The sequence below is a fragment of the Sulfuricystis thermophila genome, from assembly GCF_004323595.1.
GTDB lineage: Bacteria > Pseudomonadota > Gammaproteobacteria > Burkholderiales > Rhodocyclaceae > Sulfuricystis > Sulfuricystis thermophila.
Genome location: NZ_AP019373.1, coordinates 728308 through 746461, shown reverse-complemented (window position 1 = coordinate 746461; position 18154 = coordinate 728308). Strand labels below are relative to the sequence as shown.

Annotated in this window: 18 protein-coding genes; 1 reads left to right on the top strand and 17 read right to left on the bottom strand. The window is 64.3% G+C overall.

What is annotated here, in order from left to right; all coding sequences use genetic code 11:
• Positions 1–89: 89 nt before the first annotated feature.
• The 4 genes from M52SOB_RS03835 to M52SOB_RS03820 form a co-directional block, all read right to left on the bottom strand.
• The gene (locus M52SOB_RS03835) at positions 90–719 is read right to left on the bottom strand and encodes a class II aldolase/adducin family protein (RefSeq protein WP_131110653.1); all 630 of its coding nucleotides are present in this window, start codon (positions 717–719) and stop codon (positions 90–92) included.
• Entirely contained in the window at positions 716–1702 is a 987-nt protein-coding gene (gene mtnA / locus M52SOB_RS03830; RefSeq protein WP_131110652.1) for an S-methyl-5-thioribose-1-phosphate isomerase, read from the bottom strand. Before mtnA ends, M52SOB_RS03835 begins: the two co-directional genes overlap by 4 nt.
• Positions 1699–4431: a preprotein translocase subunit SecA gene (secA, locus tag M52SOB_RS03825; protein WP_131110651.1), complete on the bottom strand. Its 2733-nt coding sequence runs from the start codon at positions 4429–4431 to the stop codon at positions 1699–1701. Before secA ends, mtnA begins: the two co-directional genes overlap by 4 nt.
• An 82-nt stretch (positions 4432–4513) precedes the next feature.
• On the bottom strand, positions 4514–5428 hold the full coding sequence (locus tag M52SOB_RS03820) for a M23 family metallopeptidase (protein WP_284155186.1): 915 nt from the start codon (positions 5426–5428) through the stop codon (positions 4514–4516).
• Positions 5429–5531: 103 nt separating this feature from the next.
• On the opposite strand from M52SOB_RS03820, the gene M52SOB_RS03815 reads away from it, so the two are divergent.
• Positions 5532–5978, top strand: a complete 447-nt coding sequence (locus M52SOB_RS03815) for a DciA family protein (protein WP_131110649.1) — start codon at positions 5532–5534, stop codon at positions 5976–5978.
• Here the strand turns inward: M52SOB_RS03815 and M52SOB_RS03810 are convergent.
• The 13 genes from M52SOB_RS03810 to M52SOB_RS03750 all read right to left on the bottom strand — a co-directional run bounded on the left by M52SOB_RS03810 (position 5968) and on the right by M52SOB_RS03750 (position 18128).
• Positions 5968–6153: a hypothetical protein gene (locus tag M52SOB_RS03810; protein ID WP_131110648.1), complete on the bottom strand. Its 186-nt coding sequence runs from the start codon at positions 6151–6153 to the stop codon at positions 5968–5970. The genes M52SOB_RS03815 and M52SOB_RS03810 overlap by 11 nt on opposite strands.
• Before the next feature lie 235 nt (positions 6154–6388).
• On the bottom strand, positions 6389–7309 hold the full coding sequence (gene lpxC / locus M52SOB_RS03805) for a UDP-3-O-acyl-N-acetylglucosamine deacetylase (protein ID WP_131110647.1): 921 nt from the start codon (positions 7307–7309) through the stop codon (positions 6389–6391).
• Between the two features lie 126 nt (positions 7310–7435).
• Entirely contained in the window at positions 7436–7624 is a 189-nt protein-coding gene (locus tag M52SOB_RS03800; RefSeq protein WP_131110646.1) for a YgaP family membrane protein, read from the bottom strand.
• Positions 7625–7735: 111 nt separating this feature from the next.
• The gene (locus tag M52SOB_RS03795) at positions 7736–8374 is read right to left on the bottom strand and encodes a Crp/Fnr family transcriptional regulator (RefSeq protein WP_284155185.1); all 639 of its coding nucleotides are present in this window, start codon (positions 8372–8374) and stop codon (positions 7736–7738) included.
• On the bottom strand, positions 8371–9138 hold the full coding sequence (gene xth / locus M52SOB_RS03790; RefSeq protein WP_131110645.1) for an exodeoxyribonuclease III: 768 nt from the start codon (positions 9136–9138) through the stop codon (positions 8371–8373). The genes M52SOB_RS03795 and xth overlap by 4 nt, the downstream gene beginning before the upstream one ends.
• Before the next feature lie 170 nt (positions 9139–9308).
• Positions 9309–9791 (bottom strand): glutaredoxin family protein, encoded by a 483-nt coding sequence (locus tag M52SOB_RS03785; protein ID WP_172601737.1) that lies wholly within the window; start codon positions 9789–9791, stop codon positions 9309–9311.
• A 167-nt stretch (positions 9792–9958) separates the two neighbouring features.
• Entirely contained in the window at positions 9959–12004 is a 2046-nt protein-coding gene (locus tag M52SOB_RS03780) for a M3 family metallopeptidase (protein WP_131110643.1), read from the bottom strand.
• Between the two features lie 51 nt (positions 12005–12055).
• Positions 12056–12937 (bottom strand): phosphoribosylaminoimidazolesuccinocarboxamide synthase, encoded by an 882-nt coding sequence (locus M52SOB_RS03775; RefSeq protein WP_131110642.1) that lies wholly within the window; start codon positions 12935–12937, stop codon positions 12056–12058.
• Between the two features lie 75 nt (positions 12938–13012).
• Positions 13013–14119 (bottom strand): S1C family serine protease, encoded by a 1107-nt coding sequence (locus M52SOB_RS03770; RefSeq protein ID WP_131110641.1) that lies wholly within the window; start codon positions 14117–14119, stop codon positions 13013–13015.
• A 7-nt stretch (positions 14120–14126) separates the two neighbouring features.
• Positions 14127–15941: an ATP-dependent zinc metalloprotease FtsH gene (gene ftsH / locus M52SOB_RS03765; protein ID WP_131110640.1), complete on the bottom strand. Its 1815-nt coding sequence runs from the start codon at positions 15939–15941 to the stop codon at positions 14127–14129.
• 16 nt (positions 15942–15957) lie between these two features.
• Complete coding sequence (locus M52SOB_RS03760) at positions 15958–16881, bottom strand: zinc metalloprotease HtpX (protein WP_131110639.1); 924 nt, start codon at positions 16879–16881, stop codon at positions 15958–15960.
• Positions 16882–17190, bottom strand: a complete 309-nt coding sequence (locus M52SOB_RS03755) for a chaperone modulator CbpM (protein WP_131110638.1) — start codon at positions 17188–17190, stop codon at positions 16882–16884. It lies immediately after the preceding gene.
• A gap of 2 nt (positions 17191–17192) precedes the next feature.
• Positions 17193–18128: a DnaJ C-terminal domain-containing protein gene (locus M52SOB_RS03750; protein WP_131110637.1), complete on the bottom strand. Its 936-nt coding sequence runs from the start codon at positions 18126–18128 to the stop codon at positions 17193–17195.
• Between the last annotated feature and the right edge of the window lie 26 nt (positions 18129–18154).

The window sequence follows — 18154 nt, the reverse complement described above, 5'->3', positions numbered from 1 at the left end:
CCGTTGTGCGGGCCTTCGTGGGTAGTGCGCGGCCCTGCGCCAACGCTGCGCAGCCCTTTCGTGCGTAACCGCCCGACTGCCACGATGGTCTACTGCTTGCCGTAGCTCTTGAACTTCTCGATCACGCGCGCCATCTCGTCGGCCGGCAAAAGCTTCGGTGCGCCGAGCTGTAACACGCGCCAGTACTGCTCGCACAGCGCCTCGAACTCGATCGCCAGCGCCAGGGCCTCGTCGAGATCGGCGCCGAACACCACCATGCCGTGGTGCGCCATCAGGCAGGCGCGTCGATCGGTCAGCGCCGCGACGATGGCATCGGAAAGCGCCTGCGTGCCGAAGGTGGCATAAGCCGCACAGCGCACCGTCTCACCGCCGAAGCGCGCGATCATGTAGTGAAAAGGCGGGATGTCGAGTTCCTGGCAGGCGAGCGCGGTGGCGAACGGCGAATGCGCATGGAGGATCGCCCCGGCCTCTGGCCGGGTGGCATAGATGTCGTGGTGGAAACGCCATTCGGACGAGGGCCTGCGCCTTCCCTGTGCCGTGCCGTCAGCGCCGACTTTCACCATGTCCGCCGCAATGCACTGGTCATAGGCCATGCCGGTCGGCGTGATGATGAAACCCTCCCCGTCACGCGCGCTGACATTGCCGGCGGCGCCGCGATTGATCCCAGAGGCGTTCATCGCCCGCGCAGTGGCGAGCACGGCGGCGGCGAGATCGCTCATGGCTTCAGTCGCAGGAGCTCATTCGCGGCGACGATCCCGCGTTCGGTGATGATGCCGGAGATCAGTGCGGCCGGCGTGATGTCGAAGGCCGGGTTGGCGACCGGTGTGTGCAGTTCGCCGAATTCCTCCGCGGCACGCTCCTCGATCGGGATCTGCGCGCCATTTGGGCAGGCGAAATCGATCGTCGACACCGGCGCCGCGACATAGAACGGCACCTCGTGCGCATGGGCGGCGAGCGCCTTCAGATAGGTGCCGACCTTGTTGGCGGTATCGCCATTGGCGGCGATGCGGTCGGCGCCGACGATCACAACATCCACCTTGCCTTGCATCATCAGCAGGCCCGCAGCATTGTCGGCGATGAACGTATGGGGAACCTGCGACTGCGCGAGTTCCCAGGCGGTGAGCCGACCCTGGTTGCGCGGGCGGGTTTCGGAAACCCAGACATGCACGGCGAGTCCCGCTGCGTGGGCGGCATAGATCGGCGCCAGCGCCGTGCCGTGGGCGACGGTGGCCAGCCAACCGGCATTGCAATGGGTCATCACCGAGACGGCACCCTTGCGCTCGACGATGGCTTCGAGAACGGCCAGACCATGCCGCCCGATCGCAGCATTCGCCTCACGGTCCTCGCGAGCGATGGCGCGCGCCTCTTCCCAGGCGCGCGGGAGCCGTTCCGCCAGCGCCGATTTTTCGAGCACGCGGCGCATCCTCTCCAGCGCCCAATGCAGATTGACGGCCGTCGGCCGTGTCGCAGCAAGCGTGGCGAGGATTTCGTCGAGCGGTTTGCCTTCCCGGAGACCCAGCGCGACGCCATAGGCCGCCGTGGCGCCGATCAAGGGCGCGCCGCGCACCTGCATCGAGCGGATCGCATGAGCGGCATCGGCCAAGGTCTTCAGCCGCTGATAAGTCGTCTCGCGCGGCAGCTTCGTCTGATCGAGGATGACGATGTCGCCGCCGTCTTCGGCGATGGTAGAGAGCTCGTTCAACTCAACTTGCCGTGACAGTGCTTGTACTTCTTGCCGGAACCGCAGGGGCAGGGGTCGTTCCTGCCGACCTTGGGCAAGGCGCGCTCCAGCGGCTGGGGCTTTTTCTCGGCCGTGGCCGCGCTGGCGAGCGCTTCTTCGTAGTCGGCATGGTGATACTGCACGTTCTCGACCCGCGGATGAGTCTGCTCGACTTCCTCGATCTGCGCTTCGCTGCGAATCTCGACGGTCATCAACAGACGCGTGACCTCGTTGCGCACCGTGTTCAGTAAAGCCTCGAACAGCTCGAAGGCCTCGCGCTTGTATTCCTGCTTCGGATTCTTCTGCGCGTAGCCACGCAGGTGGATGCCCTGACGCAGATGATCGAGTGCGGCGAGATGCTCGCGCCAGTGGTTGTCGAGGCTTTGCAGCATCACACTGCGCTCGAAGCCCTGCCAGGCAGCGAGATCCACCTTCGCCACCTTCTCCGCATAGGCGGCATCGGCGGCATCGAGGATGCGCTTCAACAGATCGTCGTCGTTGAGCTTGGGATCATCCTTGACCCATTGCACGACCGGCAGCTTGAGCGCCAGCTCGCCGGCCAGCGCCGTTTCGAGGCCGGCCAGGTTCCACTGCTCCTCGACGCTCTCGGGGGGGACGAACTCACGGAACAGATCGTGTATCACCCCCTGGCGCATGGCATGAATCGTGTCGGAAATATCCGCGGCATCGAGCAGCTCGTTCCTCTGCTGGTAGATCACCTTGCGCTGGTCGTTGGCGACATCGTCATATTCGAGCAGCTGCTTGCGGATGTCGAAGTTGCGCTGTTCCACCTTGCGCTGCGCCGATTCGAGCGAACGCGTGACCAGCGGATGCTCGATCGGTTCGCCTTCCGGCATCTTCAGGCGCACCATGATCGCATTCAGGCGATCGCCGGCGAAGATCTTCAAGAGCGGGTCTTCGAGCGACAGATAGAAGCGCGAGGAACCCGGATCGCCCTGGCGGCCGGCGCGACCGCGCAACTGGTTGTCGATGCGCCGCGATTCATGACGCTCGGAGCCGATGATGTGTAGCCCCCCGGCCTTGATCACCTGCTCGTGAAGCTGTGCCCATTCGCTCTTCAGCGTTGCGATCTTCGCCTCCTTCGCTTCGGGCGAGAGCTTCGCATCGGCGCGGATCATCTCGATCTGCTTTTCGACGTTGCCGCCGAGCACGATGTCGGTGCCGCGGCCGGCCATGTTGGTGGCGATGGTGATCATGCCCGGTCGGCCGGCCTGGGCGACGATCTCGGCCTCGCGCGCGTGCTGCTTCGCGTTCAACACCTGATGCGGCAACTTTTCCTTGTCGAGCAGCCCGGAGAGCAGTTCGGAGTTCTCGATCGAGGTGGTGCCGACCAGCACCGGCTGGCCGCGCTGGTGGCAATCCTTGATGTCATTGAGGATCGCCTGGTATTTCTCCTTCGCCGTGCGGTAGATCTGGTCGTTCAGATCCTTACGGATCATCGGCTTGTTGGTCGGGATGACCACCGTCTCGAGACCATAGATCTGCTGGAATTCGTAGGCTTCCGTGTCGGCCGTACCGGTCATGCCGGCCAGCTTCTTGTACATGCGGAAGTAGTTCTGGAAGGTGATCGAGGCCAGCGTCTGGTTTTCCGACTGGATCGGCACGCCCTCCTTCGCCTCCACCGCCTGATGCAGCCCATCGGACCAGCGCCGCCCGACCATCAGGCGGCCGGTGAATTCATCGACGATGATCACCTCGCCGTTCTGCACCACGTAATGCTGGTCGCGGTGAAACAGGTGGTGTGCACGCAGCGCGGCATAGAGATGGTGGATCAGCAGGATGTTGTGCGGGTCGTAGAGGCTGCTGCCCTCCGGCAGCAGGCCCATCTGGGCGAGGATGCGCTCTGCCTTTTCGTGCCCCTGCTCGGTGAGCAGCACCGAATGGGCCTTGAGATCGACGATGAAGTCGCCCGTGTCCTTCTCTTCCGGGCTCTGCGCCGCGACGCCTTTTTCCAGCAAGGGCGGCACGGCATTCATCTTGACGTAGAGATCGGTGTGCTGCTCGGCCTGGCCGGAGATGATCAGCGGCGTTCTCGCCTCGTCGATGAGGATCGAGTCGACCTCATCCACGATCGCGTAGTTCAGTCCGCGCTGCACCCGCTCGCTGGCGGAATAGACCATGTTGTCGCGCAGGTAATCGAAACCGAACTCGCCATTGGTGCCATAGGTGATGTCGGCGGCATAGGCGGCCTGCTTGGCGGCGTGATCCATGTGCGGCAGATTGCAGCCCACCGTGAGGCCGAGGAAGTTGTAGACACGCCCCATCCAGGCCGCGTCACGGCTGGCGAGGTAATCGTTGACGGTGACGACATGCACGCCCTGGCCGGTCAGCGCATTGAGATACGCCGGCAGTGTCGCCACCAGGGTCTTGCCCTCGCCAGTGCGCATCTCGGCGATCTTGTTGTCGTTGAGCACCATGCCGCCGATCAGCTGGACGTCGAAGTGGCGCATGCCGAGCACACGCCGCGCCGCTTCGCGCACCACCGCGAACGCTTCGGGCAACAGGCTGTCGAGCGGCTCGCCATTGGCCAGCCGCGCTTTGAAGGCTGGCGTCTGGGCTGCCAATTCGTCGTCGGACAAGGCCTGGATGCGCGGTTCGAGCGCATTGATGGTCCTGACGACAGCCGAATACTGCTTCAGCAGCCGGTCGTTGCGGCTGCCGAAGATTTTCTTGAGCAAATTGGAAATCATGGATCCGGCCACTTTGGAAAGAGCCGGTGATTCTACCCTACGCTGACGCGGCCATCCGGATACCTCGGCCGGACTGCGGCGCTCAGCGCTTCGCCACCCGCTTGTCGGTTTCGCCGCTCGCGAGGAAGCGGGCAGGATTTTGCGGCACGCCCTTCAAGCGTACCTCGAAATGCAGATGCGGGCCGGTCGATCGACCGGTACTACCGACGGCGGCGATCTGCTGGCCGCGCCGGACGAACTCGCCCGGCTTGACCAGAACCAGCGAAGCATGTGCATAGCGTGTGACCAGATCGTCACCGTGATCGATATCCACGACGTTGCCATATTCGGGGTGGCGCTCGACATTGAGCACGATCCCGGGGGCCGCCGCGAAAATCGGCGTGCCGGGCTCGGCGGTGAAATCGATCCCCTCATGCAGTGCCATCTGACCGGTGAAAGGATCGGTACGCCAGCCGAAACCCGAAGCACGCACCCCGTCAGGTACGGGATTCGATGTCGGCAACGAGCTCTTGCGGATGCGCTCGTCGAAAATCCGATTCTCCAGACTCGCCAACGCCTCGCTCTTCGCTTCGACCTGCCGCGAGAGATCGTCCAGGGCGCGTTGCAAGGCCTGTGCATCGAGGTTGTCCGGCGCAACCAGCGGGCCGCCCTGGGCGCTCTTTGCCGCAGGCGCAGGCTTGAGGTCCTTGATCTTGACGCCCGCCATGCCCGCCAGCCGCTCGCCCAAAGAGTCGAGCTCCATCAGCTGGGCCTGCATGTGGCCCAAGCGGGTCGCCATGTTGACCAGGTTCTCGCGCACCAGGTCACGCGTCTTCGCCGCCTCCTCGAGGCTGATGTTGCGTAGCATCTGCTCCAGGAAAGGCAGGCGCATTTCGGCGGCATGGCGCACCGTCAGATAGGAAAACATCGTCGAGAGCACCAGCACCGTGACGATCAGCAGGCCGATGGCCAAGGCCAGATGACGCCCGGTCAAAGTGATACTGCGGGCAGTCGCCATTCGATCGGATACGAGAATTATCTGCACGCGTATACTCCCTTTCATTCTGCCAACCCGGTGTGCCGACTTGACGTTTCGCCAGAAAACCCGCGCTGCTCACAAGATGTCTGCTCGCAAACGCGGATCGCTGACCGATCATCTCGCCGACAACGACAGCTTTGCCCGGCTTGCCGACCAGGCGGAACGCCTAGGCCAGCTGCAGGCTTTACTCGACGCGATGCTGCCGATCCATCTGGCAACCGCAGCGCGCGTCGCCAATCTCAAGCGGGGCAAAGTCGTCATCCACGCCGACAGCGGCGCGGTCGCGGTCAAGCTCAGGCAATTGGGGCCGAGGCTCGCCGCAGGGTTCGTTCAACAGGGGCAAGAGGTTAGCGGAATCGAGGTGAGGGTGCAACCCGGCGGACGCATTTCGCAGCCACAGCGGAAAATCCGTCCGAAAGAACTGGGCATCCGGCCGAAGCAGTCACTCACCTCACTGGCCGCCGGGCTGCCCGAGGACTCGCCGCTCAAGGCGGCGCTCGAACGGCTGCTGGCAACGACTAGAAAATGACCATCAAGCGCTCGAGTGCGAGCAGTGCAAACAGCACGAGAGCGAAGATCAGCGCATACTTGGCGATGCGCCAGGAAAGCCCCAGATAGCGGCGGTCGCCGGTGAAGAGAAAACTGATGATGCCGGCGCCGATGGCGATCGCAGCGAGAATACCGACAATGCGCAGGAACAGCATGACTCAGAGCTTGTGAAAAAATTTGTCGCGAGCGCAGCCAGGTTGGGGGAGGCCGGAGCGCAGCCACCGGAGTGTATATGGCAATACATGAGGATGGCGAAAACGAAGTTTCGGCGCAGCCAAAACGAAGTTTCGGCGTAGGCTAACATCGGCGCAGCCGATGTTAAGCGAAGCGGCCGAAGCCAACACCGCCCGACCCCAAGATGGCAAGCGCAGCAGAATTTTTCACAAGCGCTCAGGCGAACTGAACGTCCGGGTACAGGTGAGCGACGCGCGCCGGCGTCGTCGCCGGCTGCTCGAAGCTCACCCATTCCCAGGCCGTCGCATCCGCCAGCAAGGCGCGCAGCAGCCGGTTGTTCAGCGCGTGGCCAGACTTGTGCGCGCTGAAGGCGGCCAACAACGGCGCGCCGACGAGATACAGATCGCCGATCGCATCGAGCACCTTGTGACGCACGAACTCATCGGGCACGCGCAGGCCGTCCGGGTTGAGCACGCGGTATTCATCCATCACGATCGCGTTGTCGAGGCTGCCGCCGAGCGCAAGCCCCTGCGCCTGCATCGTTTCGATGTCCTGCATGAAACCAAAGGTGCGCGCCCGGGCGATGTTGCGGATATAGGACTGGTCGGCGAAATCGATCGCCACGCGCGTGCCGGATTTGTCGACCGCCGGGTGGTTGAACTGGATCGAGAATTCGAGGCGAAAGCCCTCGTAGGGTGATAGACGGGCCCATTTGTCGCCGTCCTCGACCTCGACGACCTTTTTGACACGCAGAAAACGTTTCGGGGCATTCTGTTCCTCGATGCCCGCCGACTGGATCAAGAACACGAAAGGCGCCGCGGAGCCGTCGAGGATCGGGATCTCCTCGGCATCGACATCGACATGGGCGTTGTCGATGCCCAACCCCGCCAGCGCGGACATCAGATGCTCGACGGTTGCAAGCTTCGCGCCATCCTTTTCCAGGCAGGAGGCCAGACGTGTATCGCCCACCGCCAGCGCATCCGCCTTGATATCGACGACCGGATCCAGATCGACGCGATGGAAAACGATGCCCGTATCCGGCTGGGCCGGACGCAGCACGAGCGTCACCCTGGCGCCGGAATGGAGGCCGACGCCAGTGGTCTTGACGATGGACTTGAGGGTGCGCTGCTTCAACATGGGCTGATTTTACCCGTCAAGGTGCAGGAATAGGCCGGAAATGGCGTCACCAGACTTGCCATCACCGACAAAAACGACAACGGCGTGCCAGGGCACGCCGTTGACAAGGCGAAATGGCAAACCGGGTTATTTTTTGCTCGGGCAGGTATTGATGCCCAAGAGAGGATACAACGCGCAGAAGCCGACCAGGCCCGTGCCCAGCGGCACGATGCCGATCCAGGCCCAGACGGGCCCGCCCATCAACGCCCAGGCGATCAGGGCCAGGCCGACGATGATGCGCAGCACACGGTCGATACCACCAACGTTTTGTTTCATAACGATCTCCTTTGGGGTTACGGGGTTGAAAACTACCTGCTCATTAGAGCATGGCCGTCCCGTTTTGTTCAGTAACCAAGATCACACAGTGCCGTCCCGCCAGCGCCGAGTTTAGGCCGCGATCCTGCGCAAGCCGGCAGGATCGAGGATCTCGATCTGCTCGCGCCCGAGCCGCACCAGTCCCTGATCGGCGAAGCCCTTCAACAGCCGGCTGACCATCTCGCGTACGCTGCCGAGTTCGTCGGCGAGTTGCTGGTGAGTGACATTCAATTGCCGGCCCTTGCCGAGCAACAGGTTGGCGAGCCGCTGGTCGAGCTTGCGGAAAGCGACTTCTTCGATGAGTTGCATCAAATCGGCGATGCGCTCGGCGAACAGCGCGAAGACGAAATCACGGAAAGACGGCGTCTCGAGCAGCTCATCGAACATCGGGCGCGGCAACAGCGCCAAACGGGTCTCGCCTTCCGTCACACCGCAGGCGTTGTAATCGGCGTGGCCGAGCAAACAGCTCGAGGTGATGATGCAGCTCTCTCCAGGCAGCACCTTGTAAAGTGGCAGCTCGCGGCCGTTGGCCGCCCGCTTGAGCACACGGATGCAACCCGAGAGCACGAAGGGAAAACCCTGGCAGGGCTGGCGTTCATCGAACAGCACCGTGCCGCCCGGCACGCTCATCGGCTGGATCGTCGCGGCGATGCGGGTGCGTAGTTCGTCTGGCAGCTCGCGAAGCACCGGGTAGAGCGCATCGAGACTCACAACGCGAACTCCGCGACGACGGGAGCATGATCGGAAGGCCGCTCCAGCTTGCGCGGCGCCTTGTCGATGAAGCAGTTTTTACAGCGTGCGGCAAGCTCCGGCGAAACCAGGATGTGGTCGATGCGCAGACCGTGGTTGCGGCGGAAGGCCATCATGCGGTAATCCCACCAGCTGAAACTCTTTTCCGGCTGATCGAAGAGGCGAAAGGCATCGACCAGCCCCAGCCCGAGCAGTCGCCGGAAAGCCTCGCGCTCGGGTTCACTGCAGAGCACCTGTCCCTGCCAGGCCAGCGGATCATGCACGTCGCGGTCTTCGGGCGCGATGTTGAAGTCACCCAGCAGGGCCAGTTGCGGATGGCGCCGCATTTCTTCGCCAAGCCAGCGGGCGAGCGCGTCGAGCCATTGCAGCTTGTAGGCATATTTGTCGGAACCCACCGCCTGGCCGTTCGGCATGTAGGCGCAGACGAAGCGCACCGGGCCCACCGTTGCTGCAAGCAAACGTTTCTGGGCGTCCGCAAAGCCTGGCAGCTCGCGGACGATGTCGGCGGGTTCCGTGCGCGAAAGGATCGCCACGCCGTTGTAGGTCTTCTGCCCGTTGTGGATCGCGTGATAGCCGGCCGCCGCGAGCTCGGCGAACGGAAAGCCGGCATCCTCGGTCTTGGTTTCCTGCAAACAGACCACGTCCGGCTGCGCCGTCGCCAGCCAGCCGATCAGATGTGGCAGCCTGACCTTGAGCGAATTGACGTTCCAGGTGGCGATCTTCAACGATCAGCGTTCCTTTTGGTGTGAAAATCAGCGCAACCAGCGCTGCCTAACTTCGATTCCTTGACGGCAGCGTACCCACGCGGCGCAAGCCGCGCACGAAGTCTCCCCTCCCGAGAGGGAGGGGCTGGGGGTGGGCGGGTGTTTATTTCTGCGCAGGGGTATTTCATCCATCAAGGGCGACGGTTGCCGACATGCGCGTTCGGATAGCCCGCCGCGTCGAGCAGGCGCTGCCAGTCGGCCAGGCGCCAGCCGACCACGGTTTTCGACCCGGCGGCGAGCACCGGCACCGCAGCCTCGTCACCGCCAATGAGTTTCTTGAGCGCCTCGACGTCTTCCTTCGTCGCGACGGACTTTTCGGTGAAGGGGATGCCGCGCGCCTTGAGGTAGTCGCGCCCGGCCTCGCAGCCTTCCTTGCAGTCGGCGCTCACGAACAGCGTCACGGGGAAATTCGCCATCGCCTCACGCACCGCGTAGGGAAGCTCCCGATCCGGCGCCGGCACACCATGCCGCATCACCTGCGCCTTGCCCGCCATCGCAGGTGGTGGGCGGTCGCCATAATGCACCTTGCCCTGCTCGTCCACCCAGCGATAGTACTGGGCCTGCGCAGTGGCCACCGTGAACATCCCGGCCCAGAACCATGCAGCATGTTTCATACTACGTTTCATACCGCTCCTCGGAGCTTGTGAAAAAATTCGTCGCGAGCGCAGCCAGGTTGGGGGAGGCCGGAGCGCAGCCACCGGAGTGTATATGACAATACATGAGGATGGCGAGCACCGCCCGACCCCAAGATGGCAAGCGCAGCAGAATTTTTCACAAGCGCTCAGGAAGTCGTGGCGACCATGCCATTATGTCGCAACAGCGCCTCGGGCGAGGGCTCGCGGCCGCGGAAGGCCTTGAAGGATTCCAGCGCCGGACGCGAACCGCCGACGGCGAGGATTTCGCGCCAGAAGCGCTCGCCGGTCGCCGCATCGAGCACCGTGCCGATTTCCGGTGCGACCTCCTCGAAGGCGGCATAGGCATCGGCGGAGAGCACCTCGGCCCATTTGTAGCTGTAATAGCCGGCCGCATAACCGCCGGCGAAGATGTGCGAGAAGCTGTGCGGGAAACGGTTCCACTCGGGTGGCATGACCACCGCGACCTCGCGGCGCACCTCGTCGAGCACGGTCATGAAATCATTGCGGCCTTCCCAGTGTAAGCGCAGGTCGAACAGCGCGAATTCGATCTGCCGCAGTGTGAACAGGCCGCTCTGGAAGTTCTTCGCCGCGATCATCTTGTCATAGAGGGCGCGCGGCAACGGCTCACCGGTGTCGACATGCGCGGTCATGGCTTTCAAGACATCCCATTCCCAGCAGAAGTTTTCCATGAACTGACTGGGCAGCTCGATGGCATCCCATTCCACGCCATCGATGCCGGAAACGGCCAGTTCCTCGACTTCGGTGAGCAAGTGATGCAGCCCGTGGCCGGTTTCATGGAACAGCGTCAGCACGTCGTCGTGGGTGAATAGCGCCGGCTTGCCGCCCACCGGCGCGGGGAAATTGCAGCACAGATAGGCCACCGGTGTCTGGATCGTGCCGTCTTGTCTGCGCCGCCGGGAGATCGCGTCGGCCATCCAGGCGCCGCCGCGCTTGGTTTCGCGTGCGTAGAGATCGAGAAAGAAATGGCCGACGAGCCGCCCCTGCCGCTCGATGCGAAAGAAGCGCACCTCGGGATGCCAGGCGGGCGCGGCATCGGGCAGCATCTCGACGCCGAACAGCGTCTCGACACAGCGGAATAGTCCTTCGAGCACCTTGTGCTCGGGAAAATACTGCTTGACCTCGTCGTCGGAAAAACTGTAGCGCGCCTGCTTGAGCTTTTCCGAAGCCCAGGAGATGTCCCAGCTTTCGAGGCGCTCGAGCCCCAGCTCGCGTGCGGCAAAATCTTTCAGCTCAGAAAGATCGCGCTCGGCGAACGGCCGCGCCCTGGCCGCCAGATCGCGCAGGAAGGCGGCGACCTGTGCCGGCGAATCGGCCATTTTCGGCGTCAATGACAGCTCGGCATAGTTGGCGAAGCCGAGCATGCGCGCTTCCTCGGCGCGCAGCTCCAGGATGCGTTCGATCAGCGGCCCGTTGTCCCATTCGGCAGGACCGAATTCCGCTGCGCGCGTCGCATAGGCGCGATACAGGCGGTAACGCAGCTCGCGGTCGTCGGCGTATTGCATCACCGGCAGATACGATGGGGCGTGCAGCGTAAACTTCCAGCCCGGCTTGCCGTCGCGTTGCGCCGCCGCGCGCGCCGCAGCCTTGACGTCCTCCGGCAGCCCAGCCAGCCGCGCCTCGTCCGTCACCCATTCGGCATGGGCATTGGTGGCATCGAGCAGATTCTCGGAAAACTTCGCGCCGAGCGCCGACAGTTCCTCCTGAATGGCCTGGAAGCGCGGCTTGTGCTCCTCCGGCAGTTCCGCGCCGGCAAGGCGGAAATCGCGCAGCTCGTGGTCGACGATGCGTCGCCGCACGGGATTGAGTCGCGCATACTCGGGGCTCGCGGCGAGCGCCTTGAATTTTTCGTAGAGCGCGAGATTCTGGCCCAGCTCGGCATAAAAGCGCGTCACCTCCGGCAGCATCGCGTTGTAGGCTTCGCGCCATTCGGGCACGTCATTGACCCCATGCAGGTGGCCGACCACGCCCCAGGCGCGGCCGAGCCGTTCGCCGGCGTCGGTCAGCGGCTGGACGAAGTCATCCCAGGTGGGGGGCGTCTCGGGACGCTCCAGCCGGGCGAGCACCTCACGGTACTCTGCGATCAACTGGCGGATCGCCGGAGCGACATGTTCGGGCCGGATCCCCGCAAAGCGCGGCAGCCCGGAAAAATCGAGCAGTGGGTTCATGTTCATTCAATGGAGGCAGAAGACGGGACTTCAATGCCGTCCCGCCAGCGCCGAGTTTCAGCGTGTGAGTCGTTCGAGGGCCTCGCGGTATTTCGCCGCGGTTTTTTCGATGATCTCCGGCGGCAGGTGCGGACCGGGCGCCTGTTTGTTCCAGTCCAGCGTTTCGAGGTAGTCGCGCACGAACTGCTTGTCAAAGGAAGACGGATTCTTGCCGACCTCGTAGGTATCGGCCGGCCAGAAGCGCGAGGAATCGGGGGTGAGCACCTCGTCGATCAGATGAAGCCGGCCCGCTCCATCCAGACCGAACTCGAACTTGGTGTCGGCGATGATGATGCCGCGGCTCAAGGCATACTCGGCCGCCTCGCTGTAGAGCCTGAGCGCGACATCGCGTACCTGGGCGGCAAGCTGCGTACCGATGGTCTTTTCGACGGTGGCGAAATCGATGTTCTCGTCGTGCTGCCCGAGCTCCGCCTTGGTCGACGGCGTGAACAGCGGCTGCGGCAGCTTTTCCGCCATACGTAACCCCGCCGGCAACGCGATGCCGCAGACCTTGCCGGTCTGCTGGTAATCCTTCCAGCCCGAACCGATCAGATAGCCACGCACCACCGCCTCGATCGGCAGTGGTTTGAGCCGTTTCACGACGATGGCGCGGCCACGCACCTGGTCGCGCTCTTCCGGTTTCACGACCGACTCGGGATCGATGCCGGTCAGCTGGTTGGGAAGGATGTGCGCGAGCTTGGCGAACCAGAAATTGGCCAACGCGGTCAGCACCTCGCCCTTGCCGGGGATCGGGTCGGGCAGGATCACATCGAAGGCGGAAAGCCGGTCGGTGGTGACGATCAGCATCTCGTCGTCGCCGACCGCATAGATGTCGCGCACCTTGCCGCGATTGATCAGCGGCAGGCTGGTAATGGAAGACTCGAAGAGCGGCTGGGCCATGATCGTTTCCTCAAAAGCGTCGATTCTATCCACACGCCAACCAGCGTGCCGCAACAGCCGGCAAGGGAGGCTTGGTCAGGCTCCCGCCTGCAAGGTGACGGCCACCTCCAGCGGCTTCCCTTCGCGCAGGATGCGCAGGGTGACGACCTCGCCGACCTGATGATCGTCGAGCCGGGCAAACAGTTCGCGCACGCCACGCACCGGTTTGTCGCCGACGGCGACGATGATGTCGCCAGGCACCAGGGATCCGTCCGGTGCCAGCACGGCCCCACGCAATCCCGCTTGAGCCGCCGCGGAATCGGGCAGCACGCGCAGGATCACCACGCCTTCCACGCCCAGTACCTTCGTCAGCCGGGCGTTGAGTCCTTCATCGACCTCGATGCCCAGCGCGGGGCGAATGTATTTGCCTTTCGCGATCAGCTGCGGCACGACGCGGTTGACCGTATCCACCGGCACCGCGAAGCCGATGCCGGCGCTCGCCCCGCTGGGGCTGTAGATGGCCGTATTGATGCCGATCAGCCGTCCCGCCGAATCGAGCAAGGGACCACCCGAATTGCCCGGGTTGATCGCTGCATCGGTCTGAATCAGATGTTCGATGGTGCGGCCGGTATCGGTGCCGAGCGAACGGTCCAGCGCCGAGACGATGCCGGTGGTGAGCGTCCAGTCGAGACCAAACGGGTTGCCGATGGCAAAGACTTTCTGGCCGACCCTGAGATCATGGCTGGTGCCGATCGGCACCGGCGGCGGACGCTTGAAGGCCACGCCGATCTTCAACACCGCGATGTCATGGGCGGGCGAAGCGCCGACCAGCGCCGCGCGGAAACTGCGGCCGTCCGCCAGTTTCACCGTGGCTTCGCTGGCCCCCTCGATGACATGGAAATTGGTGACGACGTGGCCGGCGTCGTCCCAGATGAAACCCGAGCCGGTGCCGCGCGGCACGGTGAACACATTGCGCGTCCAGACATCCATCACCGCGGCACGGGTCGTAATAAAGGCGACGCTGTCCTTCGCTTTCTCGAAAAGCTCGATCGTCGCCTGCTCATCCGCTGCCAGATCGCCGCGCGCCGTCACCGTACGCGGCTGGGCATCGCGCTCGCCATCGCGCAGCAGTACCGCTCCCTGCCAGGCAAGAAAAAGGACGGCCGCCAGCAGGATGATGCGCATCAGGGTTCCAGGTTTCATGGCTGCCTCATCGCTGTAGATCGGCGGTCAGCGCCGCGATCGCCGCCTCGTCCAGCGTCTCCTTGGCGAGCAGCTCATTGGCACAGCGATCGAGAAGAGCGCGATTTTCTTCCAGGATGCCATAGGCGCGCTGGAACACGCCCATGACGATGCCGCGCACCGCGAGATCGATGCGTCCCTGGGTGGCTTCCGAGACGCGGCAGCCGCCCGAGACCATCTCCGGCACGTCGAGGAAGCGCGGCCGCTGGGCCTCATAGGCGATGTAGCCCAACTCTTCGTCCATGCCATAACGGGTGATCATGTCGCGCGCGATGTCGGTGGCCTTGGCGAGATCGTCGGCCGCGCCGGTGGAGAGCTTGCCGAAGACGAGCTTTTCCGCTGCCCGTCCGCCAAGCAACACCGCGATCTTGTTCTCCAATTCTTCGCGCGTCATCAGATAACGGTCTTCGGTCGGCCGCTGGATCGTGTAACCGAGCGCGCCGATGCCGCGCGGGATGATGGACACCTTATGCACCGGATCGGTGCCGGGCAAGGCCAGCGCGACGAGGGCATGACCCATCTCGTGATAGGCTACGGTGCGACGCTCCTGTTCGTTGAGCACCCGGCTCTTCTTTTCCAGCCCGGCGACGATACGCTCCACCGCCGCGGTAAAGTCGGCCAAGGACACCGCTTCGGCCTTGCGCCGCGTGGCGATCAGCGCCGCCTCGTTGACCAGGTTCGCCAGATCGGCCCCGGAAAAGCCGGTCGTCAGCGCAGCCACCTGTTCCAGATCGACGTCCGGCGCCAGCGTGATCTTTTTGGCATGGACACGCAGGATGTCCACGCGGCCTTTCTTGTCGGGTCGGTCGACCAGCACCTGACGGTCGAAGCGCCCGGCGCGCAGCAGGGCCGGATCGAGGATCTCCGGCCGGTTCGTCGCCGCCAGGATGATCAGCCCGACCGAGGAATCGAAGCCATCCATTTCGGTGAGCAGCTGGTTCAGGGTCTGCTCGCGTTCGTCATGGCCACCCAGCGGGTTCGCCGCGCCGCGCGCCCGACCCAGCGCATCGAGTTCGTCGATGAAGATGATCGCCGGCGCCCGTTCGCGGGCCTGCTCGAACAGATCGCGCACCCGCGCGGCGCCGACGCCGACGAACATCTCGACGAATTCCGAGCCGGAGATCGAAAAGAACGGCACCCCCGCCTCGCCCGCCACCGCCTTGGCGAGCAGCGTCTTGCCGGTGCCCGGTGGGCCGACGAGCAGCACCCCTTTCGGAATGCGCGCGCCGAGCCGCCCATATTCGCGCGGGTTCTTGAGGAAATCCACCACCTCGTGCAGTTCCGCCTTGGCCTCGTCGACGCCGGCGACGTCGTTGAAGGTCACGCCGGTATCTTTTTCGACATAGACCTTCGCGCGGCTCTTGCCGATGGTCATGAAGCCGCCCATGCCCTGCTTCTCGGCGAACTTGCGGAACAGGAAGAACCACACCGCGAAGAAGGCCACCGCCGGCACGATCCAGGACAACACGTCGCGCAGGAAGGTGCTCTCGATCACACGCTGGTATGGCACGTTGTATTCCGATAACCGCGCCGCGAGGTCGGGTTCCACGCGGGTGGCCATGATCACCGTCTTGCCCTTGGCATCGGGCGACTTGAGTCTGCCGGTGAGCACCTTGTCCGTCACCATCACTTCGGCGACACGGCCCTCCTTCAGGGCCTGCTCGAACTCGCTGTAGGGCACCTGTTCGATGCTGCGGCTCGCCTGCCACCAGTCCTGGAGAAACAGCAACGCCAGCACGGCGAACAGCCAGTAGAGCGTATTCCATTGGGTTTTCTGTTCCATGACGCATTCCCCTCGTTCAATGCCAGATGCCGCCCACACGCCAGCGCGGGCGCCTGGCCGGCGGCATACCCGGCCAGCGCCAGTCCCCGAAAGCCGTCCTACCGTTACCCTCCTCCAGCGCCAGCAGCCGCGCAATGCGCTCTTCGGTGGCCGGATGGGTGCGCAGCCAGGAAGGTTCCGGATTGCCCCAGCCCGGCAGGAGCCAAGTGCGCCAGGAACGTGTCGCCCGTTCGATGCGCTGCAATGCCGTGGCGAGGCCGACTGGATCGCCGGTCAGTCGTGCCGCGGCGAGATCGGCATCGAATTCGCGCACGCGCGACAAGCCGAGCTGGGCGAGCAGCGCCAGATGCGGCGAGAACAACAGCAACAACAGCCCCAGCCACTGCACCTCGACCGCCCCGGCGAGCCAGGCGGGTATGGAGAGCAACAGCAAAACCTGGGCGGTCATCGCAAACAGCGCGGTCAGCCGGCTCACATAGTCGGCCAGCCCCATGACCCTGAGATCGCCATGGGCGATATGCGCGATCTCGTGCGCCAGCACGCCGGCCAGTTCACGCAGGTCGAGGGCATGGAGCAGACCGTCGGTGAGCGCGATATGGGCATCGTCACGGCCGCCGACGGCAAAGGCATTGGCCAGCGGGCTGGCGATGCGGTAGAGGCGGGGCGCCCTGGCCAGCCCGGCACGGTCGGCAAGCTCCTCGACCAACCGATGCAACGTCGGCGCAGCGACGGGTGAGAGCGGCTCGGCCCGATAGAGGGCCAGGGTCAGACGTCCTGCGGCCACCGGCTCGATCAACAGCACCAGCAAGGAAGCGCCGAGCGCCATCCACAGCCCCTCCGGCCCGAGCAGCAGCCAGCCGGCCGTTCCCGCGATCGCCAGCAACACGACCACGAGCAGCAGCGTTTGCAGGCGGTTCAGCAGGGCATGGTGTTGCGCCATTCATTCGACGCCCAGACACCGCAACCTGGCCCGCAGCCGGTCGGTCTCTTCGAGCAGGTCGGCCACCAGGGCAGCAAGCTCGGGAGCGGCGTCGAAATCGCGTTCCAGGGCATGCATGCGCCGCGCGCGCCGCAGCGTTTCCTCGGCCAGGCGCCAGACACCCGCCACGCTTTCGGCATGGGGGATGAGGCCCGCTTCGAGATGAGCCTGCAGCCAGGCGACCTCGACATCGCAGGCGGCGGCGACCTGTTCCAAGGTGAGCCAGCTCTCGTCGAGCAGCGTGCCGATCAGGACTTCGTTCTCGCTCATGCTCATCTCCCGGCGCGCGGATCGTAGGCCAGTTCGCGCGCCATCGTCTCATAGAGTTCGCGTGCCCGCGGCGTATCGGCCGGCGGCACCACCACCTGCAAATTCAACAACAGGTCGCCGGGCGGATCGGCAGGAATGCCCTTGCCGCGCACCCGCAACTGCTGCCCGGATTGGGCGCCCGGCGGAATGCGCACCTTCACACTGCCCTCGGGCAGGTCGATCGGGATCACCGTCCCCAGCGCGGCTTCCCAGGGCGCGAGCGGCAGCGTCATGAACAGATCGCGGCCATCGACGCGGAAACGCGGATGGGGCTGGAAATGCACTTCGAGCAGCAGATCCCCCGCCGGTGCACCGCCGATGCCGGGCGAGCCCTGGCCGGCCAGGCGGATCGTCTGCCCTTCCCGCACCCCCTTGGGGATCTTCACGTTCAGCGTGCGCGATTCGAGCACGACATGCCCCTGGGGATCCAGCCGCGGCGCGCGCAGGCTGATCTGCCTTGTCGCGCCGCGATAGGCATCTTCCAGGTCGAGATAGATCTTCGCGTGGTGATCCTCGCCGCGGGCGTGAAAGCCCCCGCCGTGGCGCGTCCGCCCGCCCAAGCCCCCGAACAGCTCGGCGAAGAAGTCCGAAAACTCCGCGGCCTCGTGGGGCGAAAAACCATGCCCACTGAACTCGAAGCCGGCATCCCAGCCGGGCGGCGGCCGAAACTCCTGGCCAGGCCGATAGCCTTGGGAGAGCTGATCGTAGGCGGCGCGCTTTTCGGGGTCGGAGAGCACGGCGTAGGCTTCGTTGACCTCCTTCATGCGCGCTTCGGCATCCGGCTCCTTCGAGACATCGGGGTGGTATTTGCGCGCGAGCTTGCGGAAGGCCTTCTTGATGTCGTCTGCCGTCGCATCGCGCGCGACCCCGAGCACATCGTAATAGTTCTTGAATTCCATGCGTTCGCCTGCTCCAAATCAAGTCA

Coding starts and splice junctions, on each gene's coding strand:
- ftsH (WP_131110640.1), bottom strand. CDS start 15,941: ATGGAACAGAAAACCCAATGGAATACGCTCTACTGGCTGTTCGCCGTG.
- M52SOB_RS03755 (WP_131110638.1), bottom strand. CDS start 17,190: ATGAGCGAGAACGAAGTCCTGATCGGCACGCTGCTCGACGAGAGCTGG.
- M52SOB_RS03820 (WP_284155186.1), bottom strand. CDS start 5,428: ATGGCGACTGCCCGCAGTATCACTTTGACCGGGCGTCATCTGGCCTTG.
- M52SOB_RS03835 (WP_131110653.1), bottom strand. CDS start 719: ATGAGCGATCTCGCCGCCGCCGTGCTCGCCACTGCGCGGGCGATGAAC.
- secA (WP_131110651.1), bottom strand. CDS start 4,431: ATGATTTCCAATTTGCTCAAGAAAATCTTCGGCAGCCGCAACGACCGG.
- M52SOB_RS03760 (WP_131110639.1), bottom strand. CDS start 16,881: ATGGCGCAACACCATGCCCTGCTGAACCGCCTGCAAACGCTGCTGCTC.
- M52SOB_RS03750 (WP_131110637.1), bottom strand. CDS start 18,128: ATGGAATTCAAGAACTATTACGATGTGCTCGGGGTCGCGCGCGATGCG.
- M52SOB_RS03815 (WP_131110649.1), top strand. CDS start 5,532: ATGTCTGCTCGCAAACGCGGATCGCTGACCGATCATCTCGCCGACAAC.
- lpxC (WP_131110647.1), bottom strand. CDS start 7,309: ATGTTGAAGCAGCGCACCCTCAAGTCCATCGTCAAGACCACTGGCGTC.
- M52SOB_RS03770 (WP_131110641.1), bottom strand. CDS start 14,119: ATGAAACCTGGAACCCTGATGCGCATCATCCTGCTGGCGGCCGTCCTT.
- M52SOB_RS03800 (WP_131110646.1), bottom strand. CDS start 7,624: ATGAAACAAAACGTTGGTGGTATCGACCGTGTGCTGCGCATCATCGTC.
- M52SOB_RS03775 (WP_131110642.1), bottom strand. CDS start 12,937: ATGGCCCAGCCGCTCTTCGAGTCTTCCATTACCAGCCTGCCGCTGATC.
- M52SOB_RS03810 (WP_131110648.1), bottom strand. CDS start 6,153: ATGCTGTTCCTGCGCATTGTCGGTATTCTCGCTGCGATCGCCATCGGC.
- M52SOB_RS03785 (WP_172601737.1), bottom strand. CDS start 9,791: ATGAAACATGCTGCATGGTTCTGGGCCGGGATGTTCACGGTGGCCACT.
- M52SOB_RS03780 (WP_131110643.1), bottom strand. CDS start 12,004: ATGAACATGAACCCACTGCTCGATTTTTCCGGGCTGCCGCGCTTTGCG.